This is a genomic window from uncultured Campylobacter sp., assembly GCF_938045225.1.
Taxonomy (GTDB): domain Bacteria; phylum Campylobacterota; class Campylobacteria; order Campylobacterales; family Campylobacteraceae; genus Campylobacter_A.
Genome location: NZ_CALINL010000311.1, coordinates 1 through 18,453, shown reverse-complemented (window position 1 = coordinate 18,453; position 18,453 = coordinate 1). Strand labels below are relative to the sequence as shown.

The 18,453-nt window shown below is 46.3% G+C and carries 16 protein-coding genes and 1 tRNA gene; 11 read left to right on the top strand and 6 right to left on the bottom strand.

The genetic code is table 11. The annotated features are described in order from the left end of the window. The 7 genes from Q0200_RS11375 to Q0200_RS11345 all read left to right on the top strand — a co-directional run. A partial coding sequence (locus Q0200_RS11375; RefSeq protein WP_297941225.1) for a D-2-hydroxyacid dehydrogenase occupies positions 1 to 842 on the top strand: 842 nt, incomplete at its 5' end. A gap of 3 nt (positions 843 to 845) precedes the next feature. Beyond that, positions 846 to 1,343 (top strand): YajQ family cyclic di-GMP-binding protein, encoded by a 498-nt coding sequence (locus tag Q0200_RS11370; protein ID WP_297941224.1) that lies wholly within the window; start codon positions 846 to 848, stop codon positions 1,341 to 1,343. 217 nt (positions 1,344 to 1,560) lie between these two features. Further along, on the top strand, positions 1,561 to 2,352 hold the full coding sequence (locus Q0200_RS11365; protein WP_297941223.1) for a DUF2314 domain-containing protein: 792 nt from the start codon (positions 1,561 to 1,563) through the stop codon (positions 2,350 to 2,352). 35 nt (positions 2,353 to 2,387) lie between these two features. Then, positions 2,388 to 3,704 carry a hypothetical protein gene (locus Q0200_RS11360; RefSeq protein ID WP_297941222.1) on the top strand — a complete coding sequence of 439 codons (1,317 nt, stop codon included), beginning with the start codon at positions 2,388 to 2,390 and terminating at the stop codon, positions 3,702 to 3,704. A 184-nt stretch (positions 3,705 to 3,888) separates the two neighbouring features. Beyond that, positions 3,889 to 5,253 (top strand): coproporphyrinogen III oxidase family protein, encoded by a 1,365-nt coding sequence (locus Q0200_RS11355; protein WP_297941221.1) that lies wholly within the window; start codon positions 3,889 to 3,891, stop codon positions 5,251 to 5,253. 167 nt (positions 5,254 to 5,420) lie between these two features. Then, complete coding sequence (locus Q0200_RS11350; RefSeq protein WP_297941220.1) at positions 5,421 to 7,682, top strand: dynamin family protein; 2,262 nt, start codon at positions 5,421 to 5,423, stop codon at positions 7,680 to 7,682. Continuing rightward, positions 7,675 to 9,510, top strand: coding sequence for a dynamin family protein (locus Q0200_RS11345; protein ID WP_297941219.1), 1,836 nt, complete (start codon positions 7,675 to 7,677; stop codon positions 9,508 to 9,510). Before Q0200_RS11350 ends, Q0200_RS11345 begins: the two co-directional genes overlap by 8 nt. Positions 9,511 to 9,532: 22 nt before the next feature. On the opposite strand, the gene Q0200_RS11340 is transcribed toward Q0200_RS11345, so the two are convergent. The 6 genes from Q0200_RS11340 to Q0200_RS11315 all read right to left on the bottom strand — a co-directional run bounded on the left by Q0200_RS11340 (position 9,533) and on the right by Q0200_RS11315 (position 15,851). Then, positions 9,533 to 9,784, bottom strand: a complete 252-nt coding sequence (locus Q0200_RS11340; protein ID WP_297941218.1) for a hypothetical protein — start codon at positions 9,782 to 9,784, stop codon at positions 9,533 to 9,535. A gap of 222 nt (positions 9,785 to 10,006) precedes the next feature. Further along, positions 10,007 to 11,734 (bottom strand): ATP-binding protein, encoded by a 1,728-nt coding sequence (locus Q0200_RS11335; RefSeq protein WP_297941217.1) that lies wholly within the window; start codon positions 11,732 to 11,734, stop codon positions 10,007 to 10,009. Then, entirely contained in the window at positions 11,734 to 13,278 is a 1,545-nt protein-coding gene (locus tag Q0200_RS11330) for a fatty acid--CoA ligase (RefSeq protein WP_297941216.1), read from the bottom strand. The genes Q0200_RS11335 and Q0200_RS11330 overlap by 1 nt, the downstream gene beginning before the upstream one ends. 9 nt (positions 13,279 to 13,287) lie before the next feature. Beyond that, positions 13,288 to 14,535, bottom strand: coding sequence for an OmpP1/FadL family transporter (locus Q0200_RS11325; protein WP_297941215.1), 1,248 nt, complete (start codon positions 14,533 to 14,535; stop codon positions 13,288 to 13,290). Then, on the bottom strand, positions 14,536 to 15,375 hold the full coding sequence (nfo, locus tag Q0200_RS11320; RefSeq protein WP_297941214.1) for a deoxyribonuclease IV: 840 nt from the start codon (positions 15,373 to 15,375) through the stop codon (positions 14,536 to 14,538). Continuing rightward, entirely contained in the window at positions 15,372 to 15,851 is a 480-nt protein-coding gene (locus Q0200_RS11315) for a hypothetical protein (RefSeq protein WP_297941213.1), read from the bottom strand. Before Q0200_RS11315 ends, nfo begins: the two co-directional genes overlap by 4 nt. Positions 15,852 to 15,920: 69 nt before the next feature. Between Q0200_RS11315 and Q0200_RS11310 the strand changes: the two genes are divergently transcribed. The 4 genes from Q0200_RS11310 (at position 15,921) to Q0200_RS11295 (ending at position 18,375) form a co-directional block, all read left to right on the top strand. Further along, positions 15,921 to 15,995 (top strand) — tRNA-Glu (locus Q0200_RS11310). A 296-nt stretch (positions 15,996 to 16,291) separates the two neighbouring features. Continuing rightward, on the top strand, positions 16,292 to 17,029 hold the full coding sequence (locus Q0200_RS11305; protein WP_297941212.1) for a TerC family protein: 738 nt from the start codon (positions 16,292 to 16,294) through the stop codon (positions 17,027 to 17,029). A gap of 75 nt (positions 17,030 to 17,104) precedes the next feature. Next, positions 17,105 to 17,818, top strand: a complete 714-nt coding sequence (locus Q0200_RS11300) for a DNA alkylation repair protein (protein WP_297941211.1) — start codon at positions 17,105 to 17,107, stop codon at positions 17,816 to 17,818. After that, positions 17,815 to 18,375 (top strand): MATE family efflux transporter, encoded by a 561-nt coding sequence (locus Q0200_RS11295; RefSeq protein ID WP_297941210.1) that lies wholly within the window; start codon positions 17,815 to 17,817, stop codon positions 18,373 to 18,375. Before Q0200_RS11300 ends, Q0200_RS11295 begins: the two co-directional genes overlap by 4 nt. Positions 18,376 to 18,453 lie beyond the last annotated feature (78 nt).

Here is an 18,453-nt window from a genome sequence, read left to right as displayed (position 1 = left end):
AGACGACTGGCGCGGCCGAGCGCATAGAGCGGCTAAAGGGCGCAGACGTCGTCATCACGAACAAAGTCGTGATCGACAAAGAGACGATGGACGCGTCAAATCTAAAGCTAATCTGCATAAGCGCGACGGGTATGAACAACGTCGATCTCGCCTACGCCGCGGCAAAAGGCATCGCGGTAAAAAACGTCGCCGGGTATTCCACCGCCAGCGTCGTGCAGCATACGTTTGCTTGCCTTTTTGCGCTGACTAATCGCATCAAATTTTACGATAACTACGCGCAAAGTGGCGAGTGGGCAAAGAGCGAAATTTTTACGAATCTAGACCGTAGTATCGGCGAGATCGCGGGCAAGAGCTTTGGCGTCATCGGCCTTGGCGAGATCGGAAGAGGCGTGGCGCGCATCGCGGCGGCATTTGGTGCGAATGTGAGCTACTACTCCACTAGCGGCGCAAACGCAAACGCCGAGTTTAAAAGGCTAAATTTAGACGAGCTTTTAAGCGACTGCGATATCGTGAGCATCCATGCTCCGCTAAACGAAAAAACGCGAAATTTGATCGGCGAGCGGGAGCTAAATTTGATGAAAGAGAGCGCCTTACTCATGAACTTCGGACGCGGCGGTATTGTTGACGAAAACGCCGTAGCTCGCGCGATAGACGGGCGAAATTTGCGTTTTGCCTCGGATGTGCTAGAGACCGAGCCTATGCGTGTGGATCATCCGCTGCTTCGTATCAAAAACAAGGAAAATTTGATACTCACTCCGCACGTAGCATGGGGCAGCTTGGAGGCTAGAAAACGGCTAATCTCGCTCATAGTTAAAAATATAGAAGAATTTATAAAAGGATAGAAAATGGCAAGCGAACACAGCTTTGATATAAGTGCCGAGGTCGATATGATGGAGGTTAAAAACGCTCTTGAGACGGCGAAAAAAGAGATCGCAGCGAGGTATGATTTTAAAGGGCTTGCGGCCGAAGTAGAGCTAAATGAAAAAGAGAAATTTATAACGCTTCTTAGCTCAAGCGACAACAAGATCGACGCGCTAAAAGATATAGTGATCTCAAAGCTCATCAAGCGTAACATCCCGCCAGTTGCGATCACAGAGACAAAAAGAGAGCCAGCGAGCGGGGGAAATTTAAAGGCTACGCTAAAGCTAAACGACACGCTTGACGGCGAAAACTCAAAAAAGATCACCAAGGCGATCAAAGACTCAAAGATCAAGGTAAGCGCGCAGATTAGGGGCGAAGAGATCAGGGTGACAAGCAAAAGCATAGACGATCTGCAGGAGTGCATTAGGCTTGTGAAGGGGTTAAATTTGGAGCTGCCGATTAGTTTTAAAAACTTAAAATAGCGGGTATTTTCGCGAGCGCTTTTAAATGAGCTAGAAAAATTTCGCTCCGCAGGCTACATGCCTAGCGCACGCTCGATTTTTCGTCGCAACATTTAAATTCGTCTCGCGAAACCGTCGCTTGATTTTTGTATTCAAAATTTGACGGCTCGTCAAATTTAGCCGCAAATTTAACGTATCGAAATTTTAACTCTCAATTTAAAAATAAATAAGGATAAAAATGGGCTTTTTTAAGAAAATTTTCGGCAAACAAGTCGATCTGGGCGAGCAAATGCCGATTTATTTCGCAAGTAACGAAGAGGACTATATGCAGCGCGCATTCGAGCAGGCGCGCGAGAGTTTTAGGTATTTTTGGCGCGAGCTTTACTGGGAGCGCCACAGGGTCGTGCCGGGGCTTGATTTTGCGATGGTTAAAATTTGCTTCCTAGATGTCGTAGATGGCGAGGAAGTCGGCGAGCACATGTGGATAAACGACGTAGATTTTGACGGCGAGACTATCTCTGGCACGCTCGTAAACGAGCCTGACGCCGTGCAAAACGTAAAAAACGGCGACCGCGTGAACGTAAAGATAGACGAGATGAGCGACTGGATGTTTGCAGTGGGCGGACGCGCGTACGGCGGCTTTAGCGTGCAGGCGATGCGCTCGCGTATGCAAAAGGGCGAGCTAAAAGAGCACGATAAAGCGTGGGGGCTTGATTTTGGCGATTTTAACGATATTTTAGTCGTTTACGAACAAAAAGAACACCCTGAAAATTTGACCGAGCACCCGATGTGTAAAAATATGCGCGAGAAATTTGAGCAATACGTAAAAGAGAACCCAAGTATCCTCACGGACGCCGATGAGCTCGGATTTACGCAGCTGCACCACGAGGCGCTCGCGGGCAATCTAGCGCTCGTAAACGTACTGCTGGCAAACGGCGCCGACAAAAACGCGCGCACGAAAAGCGGAAAAACTGCGGCTGATTTAGCCGAGCATTTGGGTTGGAGCGAAATCGCAAAGGTGCTTAGATAACTAAATTTATAAATTTTAAATAAGATAGGTAAAATTTGAGCTACCAAGATATTTTAAACCAAAAAGACGAGAGCATTAAAAACGCTAAAAAATTTGTAAATTTCTTAAAGGCGAATTTTTCATGTTGCGAGATAAGAAATAGCAAACAAGCGCGTTTGATCGATCTTTTAAATGAAGAGAGCGATCTTTTTGATAGGCTAAATAGGACAAATTTTGCTGAAATTTCAAAAAGACTCGTCGAGATAAAAGAGCAGATCGTTCTTATTGTCTTAGACATAAAAGACGAGATCAAAAAAGACTTTAGCGAGCAAAACTATGAATTTTACAAAAGAGCGCTATCAAAGGAGTCAGACGAGCTTGAAAAGGTCAAAAACGAGCTACTTTTAAACTCATTTTTCGAGAGTCGTTTGAGTGAGCACTCGGCAAATTTAAAGGCAAATTTCATAAAAGAGTGCGTTGCTTTTTTCTTTAGGCATTCAAATTTCATCGTGCCGATTATTAGTGTGCTTTGCTACTTTTTGTATTTTGGCTCCGAGATCGGATATTTCCCGAGCTTAGATAGTTCAGAGATGATATTTACGGGCATTTTGCTCTTTTGCGCTACCGCATTTGTCACCTTTTTTGAGATATTAGTCCTGGTTTTTATCTCATTTTTATACCAAAAAGACGATAAAAAGTACAAATTTAAAAAGCCAAAATTTCTATTTTTTTATAACTCAAATTTCATCTACGTTTTAACGCTCGTCTCATTTGCCGTTTTAGCCCTTGCAGCCTTCAAGCTAAACTACGGCTGGGGCGCTATTTTATCGCTATTGTTACTCTCCTACGCCGGAGTAAATTTGGCAGTTTTCTTTAAAGATAGACCAAATTTTATCATCTATCTTTTGTCGTTTCTCATGATTTTACTCTTTATCATTTCGGTTGTTATCTCAAAAAATAGCGAATTTTTGGCGCTTTGGATGCTATTTTGCTCATTCATGCTCTCGTTTATGCTAGGCGTTTCAAGCATCAAAGAAACCAAGGACTTTTCGTTTGTATTTTACGCTGCGCTCACTCTTATGATAGTTTCAAACTCGCTTTTGTTTATCAAATACTCAGCCAAAATATTTAATATAGGCGATGTGGATTATAAATTTCTACTAGTTGATAAAAGTGCGTTAAATGCCCTACCAAAGTCACTTTGCAAGGCGAAAGGCAAAGATCAAAGACCTTGCGAGATAGATGAGAAAGCGGTTAAAATTTATGGCATAAAATCACTTTGCAATATCGGTAAATTTTACTATCTGCAGACAAAAGATGGAGAGAAATTTGAGCTTGACTCGAGCAAGATCATCTCAAGGGCTAAGGAGTAAAATATTCAAGCTTATGGATAAAATTTAACGAAATACAACAAAAAGATATATAAGCTCACCTGTAAATTTCTCCGGCAGAATTTACGTTAAATTTATTTAAATAGGTTAGACTAGGGCCTTAAAATTTTATTTTAAGCAAAACCTAAGTAAAATACGCGATAAAAATTAAGAAAAGGAATTAATTGTGGGATTTAAGAATATTATAGAAAAATTTGCGGTAAATTACGCTCATAATTCTATTCAAAAATCACTATACAACGAATTTAACATAGATATTTTGACCACAACTTACACCAAAACTCCAAAAAAAGACAAAAAGTACATGCTCTACGCGCATGTGCCTTTTTGTCACACTTTTTGCCCGTATTGCTCGTTTCACAAGTATCACTACGAACAGGAGCTTGCGAAAATTTACTTTGAAAATTTACGCGAGGAGATGAGGCAGGTAAAAGAGGCCGGCTTTGACTTTAGCTCGCTTTATGTCGGCGGCGGCACGACGCTTATCAACGAACCCGAGCTTGAAAAGACGCTAAAACTTGCAAAAGAGCTCTTTAGTGTCGAAGATATCTCGGCCGAGAGCGATCCAAACCACATCTCGCCAGAAAGCCTAAGTCGCTTTGACGGCCTCATCGACCGCTTAAGCGTAGGCGTGCAAAGCTTTGACGATGAGACCTTAAAAAGAGTTGGCAGATATGATAAATTTGGCTCAGCTGAGGAGACAAAAAGAAAACTCGAGCAGGCTCTTGGCAAGATCCCAGTCATAAGCCTCGATCTCATCTTTAACCTACCAAATCAAACAAAAGAGCAGCTAATAAACGACGTAAATGTCGCAAAATCGATATCTCCGCAGCAGATCACCTTCTATCCGCTCATGAAATCAGAGCTAACGAGAGAGAACATCGCTCGCTCGCTGGGCGTCTCAAACGTCGATAACGAGCGCGAATTTTACGAGATCATCGTGAGCGAATTTGCCAAAGGCGGATATAAGCAAAGCAACGCTTGGGCGTTTTCAAACGAAAAAAGCGCAGACCTTCGCGACGAATACGTGGGCTCAAATTTAGAGTACGTGGGCGTTGGCAGCGGGGCATTTAGCTTCCTTGACGGCGAGCTAGTTATAAACGCATTTAACCTACTTGACTACGGCAGAAAGGTCAAAGAGAGACAAAGTCCAGTCATCGCAAAATGTGCATTTAGCAAAAAAGAGAGACTAAAATACACGTTTTTAACAAGGCTTTTTGACGGCGCAGTCGATATCAAAACCTACAACGAGCAAAACGATGCAAACATCAACAAAGACCTATTTGTCGAGCTTAGCTTGCTAAAACTTGTAAATGCGATCTATGAAGAAAATGGCGTTATCAAGCCGACATTTTTTGGCAAATACATCTGCGTCGTGCTCATGCGTGACTTCTACGCTGGCATGGATAAGGTGCGCGCGATATTTAAGAATGACGCGAAGATCAAACGCAGCAAGGTGCTTCACATCATGAGCGAAGACACCGAGCAAAAATTTGAACAAAACATCATTCAGCCGCGAGCCGCTATGTAAATTCGGGTAAATTTGACGCGATTTTGCCGTCAAATTTATCTCTCCCGCGAACTGCTTTCAATTTATCGCGAAAATAACCCGCCGCCCAAGCTTGTTTAAATTTAATTTATGCTAAATTTCGCCCCGAAAGCGACCTTGCGGGCGCAAATTTTACCAAAGGCGAAGCGGTGGATACGGATAAATTTTTAAGCGAAATTTGGGGCGCTCTTAAGCTATTTTTAGACCCAAAAACTCAAATTCTCGCAGACGAGCGAAGCCTCGCCGTTTTGCTCGCGGCGGATGCGGAGAATTTTGATAGATTTATGGCGCTAAAGGAGTTTAGGGATATCCTGCATGCGCTTGGGCTAAAGGCCGACATATACAGCCTGCAGTGCGCTCAGCTAGGCGCGATAAACGCTCTAAAATCCGCTAAAATCTCAAAATCAAAGCTCATTGCCGCCTTAGAAATCCTGCAAACCGAAAACATAATCTCCGCCGCGCATTTTAAGAGGCTTTCGGAGTTTTTGCGGGCCCTCGGCGCGGATTTGACCGCAGGGAACGAGCAAGAGGGCTCAAATTTTAAAAAATCAGACGTCTTTCACCAAAAAATAGACGCGCTAAACGATATCTGCGAGCAAATTTTATCGCTAAACCCGGGCGCGCACGTTGCAAACGCAGCAGCAAAAGCGCGGCAAAAAGCGCATGAGCTAGAGTTTAACGTCGCGGTCACGGGCGTCATAAATGCGGGCAAATCAACCCTGCTAAACGCGCTGCTGGGCAAAAGAATCCTGAGCGCATCAAACGTACCCGAGACGGTAAATTTGACCGTGCTAAAATACTCGCCCGAGCCTTTTGCAAGGGTAAATTTTTGGAGCGAAACAGAGCTAAAAGAACTTGGAATAGCCCAAGTTCAAGATGACGAAATAGCTGAAATTTACGGCGGTGCGGGCGTTAAATTTGAGAGCAAAACGGCGCAAAATTTAAAGGTCAAATTTAACGCGGACGACGAATCGGAAGCTAAATTTGAGAGCCCTAGCGTGAGCGAGATTTGCTCCGAACCGCCGGCTAGCAAGACCGTCAAAACGTACGAGATCAAGCGCTACACCTCGGCGGACTCCAAATACGCTAAATTCGTAAAAAGCGTTGAGCTTTACGAAAATCTGGAGCTTTTAAAGGATAACGTGCGCATCATCGATACGCCCGGCATCGACGACGCGGTGGCTGCGCGCGAGGAGCTGGTGCGGCGATTTATGCGGGAGTGCGATCTGATGGTGCACCTGATGAACGTCTCGCAAAGTGCTACGCAAAAGGATCTGGACTTTATCGTTTCAAGCTTGCAAAACTCACACGCCGTGAGGCTCGCCGTGCTGCTAACTCACGCCGACGTGCTAAAAGAAGGCGAGTTAAACGAGGTCGCTGCCTACGCCAAAAAGAGCGTCGAGGAGCGCACGCGGGAGCTGGGTATCGGGGCGGAGTTTTTCGCCGTGAGCGCCAAAAGCTACTTTGAGGGCGGACAAAACAGCGGCGTCGAGGAGTTTAAGCAGTATCTTTACGAAACGCTTTTTGGCCCTAGCAGCCAAAAATCGCGCCTTGGCATCGAGGCATATAAAAAGGAACTCGGTCGCGTCTGCACGCAGTTTGCGGCGGATACGCAAAGCGAGATTTTAAAGCTAACGGGCTCAAATTTGAGCTTGTCGCAAAAGCTTTCTGAGCTAAACGAGCAAAAAGCCGCGCTAGCTAGCCGTCTAGAGGACGTGAGGGGTGCGGTAAAAGAGGAGCTAGAGCGCCTAGATACGGCCAAGACCGCGGCTAGCTACGAGCTTGGTCTAAGGTCTTTGGCGCAAACGCTAAAGCAGCGCGTCGCAGATGACGTAAACTACGCGGCAGCCAAAAAACAAAAGATCGACCTGCAGCGTCTGGCTCGTATCGCGCAAACGACGATCAAAGACGGCGTCATCGTCTTGATGCGTCAAAATCGCAACGAGATCGTGCGGCAAATCACCGCGTGCACGCAAAATATCGCGCTGAAATTCGGCGAATTTGAGTGCAAAATGGCGGCGGTCGAGGTCTTTAGCATAAACGACTATCTGAACTCAAAAGGGATAAATTTAGAGTGCGCCCAGGTCGCGGACGCGGTGACTAGCGCGGCAAATGCGGGCGTGCAAGGCGTAGCCGAGGCCGCCAAAGTAGCCGCGGAGGAGTTTTTGGGCGCCCAGCGGATCAAAAATTTCGTTTTCGAGCTTAGCGAATTTGAAAAAAGCGAGTTTAAAAAGCAGATCGAAGCCGCGCTAAAAGATAAAGAAAAGGCGCTCGCAATCAGCGAAGAGGCGCTAAAAATCGAGCTTGCCCAGCTAGTAAAAACTAGCGGGCGGGACTCGCGCGAGCTAGAGCGACTAAACTCGCAAAGCGAGGCGATAAATGCCATAAATTTGGAGCTGCAAAGTGTTTGAGGAGTTTATAAACGCGTATAAAACGCGGTATTTTAAGATATTTTCGGACGATTTTCACGGGCGATTTAGGCGGCTGCAAAACGAGCTAACCGAGCCCAAATTTCACCCGAGCGCCGAGCTAAAAGAGGAGCTAAATAAACTCGATCTGTTTTTATCTAGCCCGCTTACGGTCGCTATAGTCGGGCAGTTTTCTAGCGGCAAATCGACGTTTTTAAACGCGCTTTTGGGTAGCGAGATTTTACCGTCTGGCCTAACTCCCGTGACTTCAAAGCCTACCTTTATCAGATACGGCGCCGCGCCTGGGCTTAGCGTGCTTTACGAAAACGGCAGAGAGCTGTATCTAGGCGTCGAGGAGATAGGGCGCTTCGTCGATCAGCGCGTGTTTGGCGATGATGTTAGCAGGCTTTGCGTCTACGCGCCCTCTGAGATTTTAAAGCTGGTAAATTTCGTCGATACGCCGGGGCTAAACTCGCTCTCAAAGGCCGACACAGCCGTCACGCACGAAGTGCTAAAAGACGTCGCTGGCGTCATCTGGCTAAGCCTCGCCGACAATGCCGCGCGCGCTAGCGAAGCCGCGCAGATCGAGGAGTTTTTAGCGGATGGGGGTAAAACGGCGATCTGTTTGCTAAATCAAAAAGATAAGCTAAGCAAGGATGAGCTTGAGAGGCTCAAAATTCACGCGCAAACGACGTACGGGCGGTTTTTCCAGCGCATCATCCCGGTTTCTGCCAAGCAGACCGTAACGGCGCAAGCTGCGGGCGATGCGGCGCTTTTAGTAGAGTCGAATTTTAGCGCTGTGCTAAGCGCTATCCGTGAACTTTTTGGCGGCGAAGAGATAAAAGAAAAGTTCGTACGCGAAAAGTGCGCTAGGTTGGTTGCCGTAAATGCCGAACAGCACGAAAAAATCGCTAAAATTTACGAAAAAGCAGGCGAGATAATCGCTAAATTTGACGCTGAGCTGGAGTCAAATTTAAAAGCCGTGCAAGAAAATTTTAAACCGAAAATCGAGCTAGCCTTTAACGAGCTAAAACACGTCGCAAAGCTCGTCGCAGACGAGATCCTAGCTAGCCTAAAAAGCGTGAAAAAGTATAAATACTCGCCGCGAAAAACGTTGCTAAAGGGCGAGTATTTTGAAGCTAGCGCGTATGAGGCGGTGGATTTTGACAGCGACGAGGTGTTTTCAAAACTCATCTACAACGACGTGAAATTTGCCAAATTTTTTAGAATGTACAAGCGGGGTTTAAGCGCGCTACAAGAAGAAATCGGCGCGGCGCTGGATGAAATTTACGCTCGGCTGGAGCGCGAGTTTATGATTTATAAATCCGAATTCGAAAACGCGCAAAAAGAGGATGAAACGCATTCCGATACCCTGTTTGCCGACGTTAGGACGTATGCGGGGCAGGTGTATAGGACGTTTTTGCGAGACTATGAGACGGCGAAATTTAAAGGGCTGCAAAAGACGGCGCTGTTTTTTGAAAAGCTAAACCTCAAAGTCGCCGCAAACTACGAAAACGCCGTTAAAATCGCCGTGTATTTTCTAAAAGAAAAAATCGCGGGCTCAATGCGCGCACACGAGCAAAACGGCTTTGCGCTCTTTATCCCGAGCTTTGACGAGGTGCAAGACCGCGTTTTGCTGTCGCTAAATTTATACGAATTTGAAAATGAGATGCTCGGCAATGCGTCGTTTTTAAATAAAATTTTATCAGCATTAAAGAGCGAATTTACACAGATAAAGGATGAAAAACTAGCTAAGATCGCGACTCTATCGGCAGGACATAAGAGGCTAAGGGATGAAATTTTAAAAGCGGGCGATGGGTTTGGCGGGTAAATTCTGCTTTGAGCGCGGCGATCTAAGCGATATTTGACAGCCAAGTTAAAATTTGCTCCCAAACGGGCTTTTTGTTCTCGTCCTTGAAGCCTAAAAGTAACTTTATGAATTTAAAAACGAAAACAACGAGCAGGAAAATATACGTGATGAAAATGCCGACTAAAATTTCGTCGAAATACTCTTTTGATATAAAGTAGATGAGCGCACACAGCGGAGCGCAAAGGGCTGCGATACCTAAAAATAGCTTGACTTGGCGTAGTAAAAAATCACTCATGCTTGATAACCTTTTCAAATTTGAGTAGCTAGGGTTGCATAAATTTAAATCGCTTGCCAAATTTTCGCTAGCCGAGCTGCAAATTTAATGCTTAAATTTGCAAAAATGCGCGATAAAGCCGAGCGTTTAACTCAATTTTAGAGCAAGCGCAGTCAAATTTAACAAAAACGTTAGGCTAAATTTAACTAAATTTAATCCGCCGCACTCCAAATTTAGCCGAATTTATCCGTCAAACCCGACCTTCTTATCCTCGCCGAAATTTGAGCTCATCTCGCGTTTGATCTCGCTTTCAAAGTCGCTCATCGTAAATATCCCGTCCTCGCGCACGGCGACTTTTAGCGCCGTATTTTTGAGCGCGAGCATGATTTGCGCGCCGCTTAGCTCAAATTTAGCTAGCTGCCTGACGTCGAAATTTTCCTCAAAGCTCGCATTTTCGGGCAGCACTTTGCGCCAGATCGCAAGACGAGCGGCGAGGTCGGGTTTTTTAAACTCGATCTTATAATCAAATCTGCGAGAAAACGCGATATCTAGGCTTTGCAAGAAGTTCGTCGTGGCGATGAGTACGCCCTCAAAGCGCTCGATTTGCTCCAAAAATATATTTTGCATTTGGTTGTGCATCTTGTCCGCGCCGCTGCCGCCCTCGACGCGCGTGCTTAGAAACTGATCGGCCTCGTTTAGCAGCAGCACGGGTTCGCTCTTGCTTTTGGCGCAGATTTCTTTGTAGGTGTCGAAAATTTTACGCACGTTTTGCTCGCTCTCGCCGACGTATTTACTCAAAATTTTAGAGCAGTCAAAGCTAAGAACCTGCTTTTTTAGGCTCTTTGCGAGGCTAAGCGCGCTCATGGTTTTGCCCGTACCCGGCGGTCCGTAAAAGATGATTTTGGCGTCCACGTTTTTGCGTGACTTGATCCCCCAGCTAGATAGGCGCGCCAGCACGCGGCGGTCTACTTGCTTTAGGATCGCATCTAGCAGCTCTTTTACTTTGACATCCAGCACGACGTCGTTTATGTCGGTCGAGGGCTCGATGAGCTCAAAGATCTCTTGCTCTTTTACGAGAGTTTCTAGCGCTAGTTTTTTACTTTTGCTCTGGGTTTTGGGGTGCATTACGCTTTGTAAAATTTCGTCGGTTATATAAAACGTCCTGCTAAAGCCGCCGTAAGCGTTTAGCGACTCGTCGTAGTCGATGAGACCGTTTTCGATCAGTTTTGAGCCCTCGTCTAGTAGGGCGCGGTTTTTGATGCGTTCAAATTCATCCGCGCTTAAAATCCCTACAAGCGCGTTTAGATCGCGGTTGGCGTCCGTTTCGCCGACGTACTCTTCCTTTAAAAGCGCGAGAAAAATCAGTTGCTCTTTGTCGTTTAGCGCGTTATCTTTGAAAATTTGCTCGACGGAGATCGAAATTTTGCTTAAATTTAGCCGTTTTTCGATGATGGTTTCTAGCTCTTTTACATCTTTTTCTAGGCGGCTTTTGGCGTCGCTTGAGACGTTTTTGCTAAAAAACGAGAGCTTGCCGTAAAGCTCCACGCGCAAAAACTGATCTTTTAGATAGTCTAGATGATCGGCGTAGGGCGCGACTGCGGGCAGCGTAAGCCCAAACTCGCCTTCTTCTAAAATTTTTAGAAAAAGCGGCGAGAGTGAGATCTCGCTGTGAAGCAGGCCGAGCAGATTTGAGCCAGAGGCCTCTGCGCCCTGGTTTTTAAATATAGAAAAGCCTTGCACGATCCAGCCGCTTTCTAGCAGGTTTTTTACGTCTGCAAGACCTGCTAAAAATTTATACTCCTCGCTACCAAAAACAGCGCAAAGCACGTCGTAAGCGCTACTTTGCGGAGTGCCCTCGACGTAGCTTTTGCTCAGGTGACGTAAAATTTTCGCCTCGTTTTGGCTGCATTTTATGAGCGAGGAAATTTTAGAATTTTGCTCGCCGCCGATAAACTCTATCAAAAACCGCACTAAATTTCACCCCTTATCTGCTCTTTTAAAACGCGCTTTAACACCTTGCCCGTCGCGTTTTTAGGCAGCTCGTCTTTAAAATAAATCGTCTTTGGAATTTTAAAATTCGCCAAGTGTTTCTTGAGATGCGCGCGGATATCTTTTTCATCCAGGCTCATATTTTCTTTAAACTGTATAAACGCCGTGACCTCCTCGTCCGCGTGCTCGTCTCTGACACCGATAACTGCGGCGGCTTCGACTTCAGGTAGTTTAAATAGCACCTCCTCGATCTCGCGCGGGTAGATGTTGATGCCCTTTGAGATGATGAGGTCTTTTTTGCGGTCGACGATAAAGATATAGCCCTCCTCGTCGATCTTAACGAGGTCGCCCGTGCGTAGCCAGCCGTTTACGATCGTTTCGTCGGTGGCGTCTGGCATGTTTAGGTAGCCTTGCATCACGCAGTCGCCTTTTACGATTAGCTCGCCGACCTCGCCTGCCGGTAGCTCCATCATCTCGTCGTTTATGCATTTTACTTCGTAGCCCGGCAGCGGCAAGCCGACGCTTGAGATTTTTTGTTTTTGCAGCGTGTTTGCCGATACGATAGGTGAGCATTCGCTAAGGCCGTAGCCCTCTATCAGCACCGCGCGCGGAAATTTGACGCGAAAATCCGTGATAGTCTGCTCGGCCAAAGGCGCTCCGCCGCTGATGAAAATCCTAATGCAGTTAAACCAGCGAAAATACCACGGGATTTTGGCCTTGCCGATAGCCGTATAGATCGCCGGCACTCCTAAAAATACGGTCGCGCGCTTGAGCAGGACTTGTTTTAGGACGTTTGAAAACGGGAAAATGGACTTTACTAAAATAAGTGAACATGCCGCAAATATCGGCAGTAATACCATCGCCGTGAGAGTAAAGCTGTGAAACATCGGCAAAAATACGGCAAATCTATCTTTCGTGCGTACGTGAAAGACCTCGTGCGCGCCTTGGACGTTTGAGATGAGGTTGCGGTAGCTGATCATCGCGCCCTTTGGCTTGCCTGTGGTGCCTGATGTGTAGATGATGTGGGCTAGGTCATTAAGCTTTGGTCTGTCGGTCAAATTTAGCTCTATACGGCAGTTTAGCGCGTGAGCGTAGGCGATATTGTTTCCGTCAAATTCAGCCCTATCGCCGATCCAGACGATCTTTTTAATCGCCGTTTTGCTCTCTAGCCCGCGTATCTCTTTGGCTAGCTCGGCCGAGGCAAAGAGAAATTTCGCCCTGCAGTCGTTTATGATGTACTCGAATTCTTCGTATTTTAAGAATGTATTTATCGGCACTGCCACGGCGCCAAGTAGCGTGATGGCAAAGTAGCTAGCGATAAACTCGGGCGAGTTATTTACGATCATCGCGACGCGGTCGCCTTTTTTTACGCCCATGCCTTGCAAAAACGCAGCCAGCGTAAAGGCGTCTGCGCGTAGCTGATTGTAGCTAATCTTGCTAGTTTCTGTATAGATCGCGATACCGCCGCCGTTTTTATCGACCGCGGCGTTTAGCATATCCTCGAAATTTTCGTAAGGGTAGTTCATGACTGGGCCTTAAAATTTATATTTTACGTTCAAATTTATCGCCTGAGCGTTGCCGCGTTCAAATTTGCCGTTTGGATAGAGCCCTGACGCGTTTGAGTAGTAGTTTACGTCGCGAGCTTTTCTGTCTTGGTAGAAGTAGCTAGCTCCCAGCTCCAAAGCGTCCGTAAATTTGTAGTTAAAGCCCGCTGCATAGATGACGGCTTTGGTATCAGGCAGGTCAAAGCCCGTGGTGCCCGCTCTAGATGCGGCCTCGTCAAACGTAACCGCGCCCATTAGGCGGAGTTTATCCGTCGCGTCGTGCGCTACGCCGATGCGGTAGGCGTTGCTATCCTTCCAGTCACGCTTTTTAGATGCGTCAAATGCCGCAAAAAACGGGTTGCGATAGTGTGCGGCCGAGGTACCAGGGTAGTTGAAGTCAAGCTCTTTCCACGCCGACCAATACGTTCGCTCAAAGTCAAATAACAGCGTCGTTTTTGCGATTTTGTACGATAGGGCTAAATTTAAGCTCGCTGGTAGCGGTACGGATAGCTTTGCGCTGCCGCTATATGAGCCGCTAGGAAATAGCCCCCTCGGATGCGCCGGCGCGCTGATGTCGGTGTCGCCTTTTAGATTCATATTTACTTTCGAGCGGTAGGTGGCCGCTAGGCTCAAATTTGAAGTCGGTTTATAGGTGATTGCCGCGTTGTAGCCGAAATTTATGCGGTCGCCTTTGATATCCTGCGAGGCGGGTAGAGTGCCTGAGACCTCCTGCACGGCCTCTCCTCTGGCGTAAACGGCGCGGAGGCCAAAGCCAAGTGCGATATTATCGGTTAGCGCGTAGGCGACGCTAGGATTTACCTCGATCACTTTTAGGTCGAATTTTTTAGAAGTGGCCTTAGGTGGTCTTTCGTCCCATCTCATCGACATTCCTGCAGGCACGACGACTGATAGGCCAAAGCGCCAGTCGTCAAACTGCGGCGTCACGAAGTGAAAGGTAGGCACGAGCGCGTTTGCTCTTTTGGAGGTAAGTTTGTCGCCGTTATAGTGCCTATACTTCGTCTTCGACATGCGCAGGTAGGTTAGCGAGCTCTCTAGGTAGTGTCCGCCGTCTAAAAATATCATATTTGCCGGGTTGTTATAGGCTGCGTCGGGTCCGAAGCTCGTCGCGACGTTTGAGTTTAAAAGCGCGATGCTATCGCCGCTTTGCTCGGGGATTTTAAAGCCCGCCGCATTTAGGCAGCAGCAAGCCGCTAGGCAAACGCCGATATATTTTCTCATTTATTCTCCTTTAAAGTTTCTTAAAATTTTTATCTCGTCCGCCCAGATGCTTTCGTCGATCGTCTCTAAAACTAGTGGGATATCGTCCGTGCGGGGGTCGTCTATGATGTTTTCAAATGTTTTTAAGCCCAAAAAGCCTTTGCCTAGGCTCTCGTGGCGATCCTTTTTACTGGCTAGGTCAAATTTCGTATCGTTTATATGCATGCCGCACAGCATATCGCGCCCGACTATCTCGTCAAATTCGCTCATCACGCGCTCGTAGTCGTCTCTGATGTCGTATCCCGCGGCAAATGTATGACAGGTGTCCAGGCATACGCCGATCCTGCTTTTATCGGTACAGCGTTTAATTATGTAGGCTAGGTGTTCAAATTTAAAGCCCAAATTTGAGCCTTGACCTGCGGTATTTTCGATGACTAGCCTTACGTTTTGGCTATTTTCGAGTAGGAAATTTACAGAATTTGCGATATTTTGGAGGCAAATTTCGGGCGAAATTTCGTTTAGATACGAGCCTGGATGAAAATTTATCATCGCTAGACCGAGCGCCTCTACGCGGTAAATTTCGTCCAAAAAGGCGCTAACCGACTTTTGGCGCTGCTGCTCGTTTGGGTGGCCTAAATTTATAAGATAGCCGTTGTGCGGCAAAACGTGCCTGGGCTCGATGCCGGCGGCTTTTAAATTTTGTTTAAATTTGGAGATATTTTCTGGGGTTAGCGGCTTAGCCTCCCATTGGCGCTGATTTTTGACGAACATCGCAAAAGCATTCGCGCCGATATTTGCCGCATTTAGCGGAGCGTTTTCTACGCCGCCCGCGATGCTGACGTGCGCGCCGATAAATTTCATTGAAGCTCTTTTATGATGATTTTTATGCGGTTTTTAGCATCGAAAAAATTGATATTTTTACCGCAAACTTCGTATTTTATTGAATATTTACTTATATCTTGTATAAAACCGCACGAATTTGTCATTACATTTATGCCGTCATACAGCGGCTTGCGCTCCAAAATTTCCGCGAAAAAGTCGTCGTATCTCTCCTCCAAAAAGAACTTTTTGTTAAATTCTTTTTTCTCAAAACACGCGCCGTTCATGCAAATTTTGTCGTTTATTTTTAGATTTACCGTATTTACGCCAGAGCTGTAAATTTGCAAATTTAGCTGGTTTGCGGTTTTATGCAGGAAGCCCACGTCGTTGATTTTTAACGGCGGAGTGAGGATGGTGACGGTAAATTTGTCCGATGATTTTTGGCTTTGCAGCGCAGCGCAACCGCCAAATGCAAGGCATGCGAGCGCAGTTAAAGCAAATTTTGAAAATTTTTTCATGATTTTTTATCCTTGGTTTAAGCTATTTTTTATTATCTTTAATGTAAAATCCCATTTCCGCTAATTTGTGGCCCCTTCGTCTAGCGGTTAGGACATCGCCCTTTCACGGCGGTAACACGAGTTCGAGTCTCGTAGGGGTCACCACTTCATTTTAAATTTTACAAAAGATTTTAATTTTATCCGCTTATCGCTTAAACGCCCTTTATCTAAATACAATTTTTCTTAAATTCGGATTTTCTAAAATTTAACCTCAAAACCGTTTGCGCCGTATTTTGTAAGCTCAAATTTCATTGCGTCAAATTTTAATCTCCGCCAAATAAACAAAAACCAGCCAAATTTAATCGTAAAATTTGATCACCAAACTCCCATTCCTGCCCGCTCAATCAAATTTAAACCCGTTTTGGCTATAATCGCGCCCTAATTTATAAAAAAGGAAAAAAATGTTTGATTGGATTTTTTCGCCCGAGGCGTGGCTGTCGCTCGTGACGCTAACTGGGCTTGAGATCGTGCTTGGTATCGATAACATCATATTTATCGCGATCCTAGTCGGCAAGCTCCCGCCCGAGCAGCGCGACAAAGGCCGTATACTAGGGCTTTCGCTTGCTATGCTAACGAGGATTGCGCTTTTGCTTTCGCTATTTTGGATTATGAAGCTTACCAAGCCGCTATTTAGCGTGTTTGACTTTACGATCACGGGGCGCGATTTGGTGCTGATTTTAGGCGGACTTTTCCTCATCGGCAAGTCCACGCTCGAGATCCACTCAAGCGTCAGCGGCGAGCACGAGGAGCACTCGGCGAGCAAAGGGCATGCGAATTTCTGGTTTGTTATTGCAGAGATTGCCGTGCTTGACATCGTCTTTTCGCTCGATAGCGTCATCACCGCAGTAGGCATGGCAAATCACATCGAGATCATGATCCTAGCCGTCATCCTCGCGGTGGGCGTGATGATGTTCGCGTCTAAGGGCATTTCAAATTTCGTCGATAACAACCCGACGATCAAGATTCTAGCACTTGCGTTTTTGATCCTGATCGGTTTTACGCTGGTAGGCGAGGGGCTCGGTATGCACGTGCCTAAGGGCTACGTTTACTTTGCGATGGCGTTTTCACTGGGCGTGGAGCTCATCAACATCTACGCTCGCAAAAAGTCGGCAAAACGCGCGCAAGAGGCTCAAAAGTAAAATTTGAGCCTTTAAATTTGCTTTTGGGCGCGCAGAGCGGCAAATTTGACGCTTCGGCTTTTTGAGGCGTCAAATTTGAACACGGATGCAGCGGTAAATTTAAAAAGCAAAGGAGCTAGCGTGGACGTAAAAGGCAAATTTTTAGAGATTTTAGAGGGGCTTAAGAGCGAAAAGTTGGCGGCATTTTCGCAAAAACTTATCAAAAGCCCCGAAATTTTAGGCGTAAAAACTCCCGAGCTAAGACGCCTGGCAAAACAAAATTTCGCTCAGCTAAATTTAAAGCAGATCGCCGATTACAAGCCCTTTTTTCACGAGGAGTTCATGTTAAAGGGCTTTTTGATAATGCTCGTTAAAGACGACGAAGTTAAATTTAAGCTATCTAGCGAGTTTATCAAAACGATGCCAAACTGGGCGGTGACGGACGGCTTTGAGCCTAAATTTACGGGCGCATGCTACGTAGATGCGCTGCTAAAACAGGCTCTAGGCTCAAATTTAGAATACGAAAAGCGATTTTTCTACGTTTATTTTATGCGCAATTTTAATGCGCTTCCACTTGAGCGGTTTTTTGAAATTTGCGCCGAGGAAAAAGACGAGCGCTACTACGTGCAAATGGCGGCTGCTTGGTGTTTAGCCGAGATTTTTATCAAATTTGACGGCGCGGGGCGAGAGCTACTGGAGAGCGGGCGGCTGAGTAAATTTACCCACAACAAAACGATCTCAAAGATCCGCGACAGCTACCGCGTGCCAAAAGACGTAAAAGACGCGCTTTTGGAGCTCAAAATCAAGTGAATCTCACAAAAGAGCCCGTAAACAAGCTCGTGCTGTGCCTAGCCGCACCAGCGGGTGTCGCCATGAGCTTTAATACGCTTTACAACGTGACGGGCGTATTTTTTGCCGCGCGCATATCGACGCAGGCGCTGGCGGGCTTTTCGATGAGTTTTTTGCTCTATATCAGCGTCGTGGGCGTGGGGCTTGGCTTTGGCTCTGCGTTAACCGCGCTTGTGGGCAACGCGCTTGGCGGCGGCAAAGAAAAACTCGCTAAAATTTACGCCACAAAGGGCGTGTTTTTCGTGCTTCTCTTCGCTTTTTTTATGGGGCTTTCGGGCTTTATTTTTACGCCACATTTGCTTAAAATTTTAGGCGCGAATGAGGAGTTTTTACGCGAAGCCATGGCGTATAACCGCGTGATATTTCTTGCCTCGCCGTTTTTCTTACTCATAAAATCCCTAAACGGCGTGCTGGTAGCTACGGGCGATACGAAGAGCCTGCGAAACTGGCTTTTTGCGGGACTTTTTATAAATTTAGGCTTTTGCTTTTTAAGTTGCAACCAAGTTGCATTTTGCTAAACTTCGCAATTATTTTTTAAAGGAGAGATAATGAGAAAAATTATCGTTTTTTTAGCTGTTTGTGCTTTGTCTCTTTTT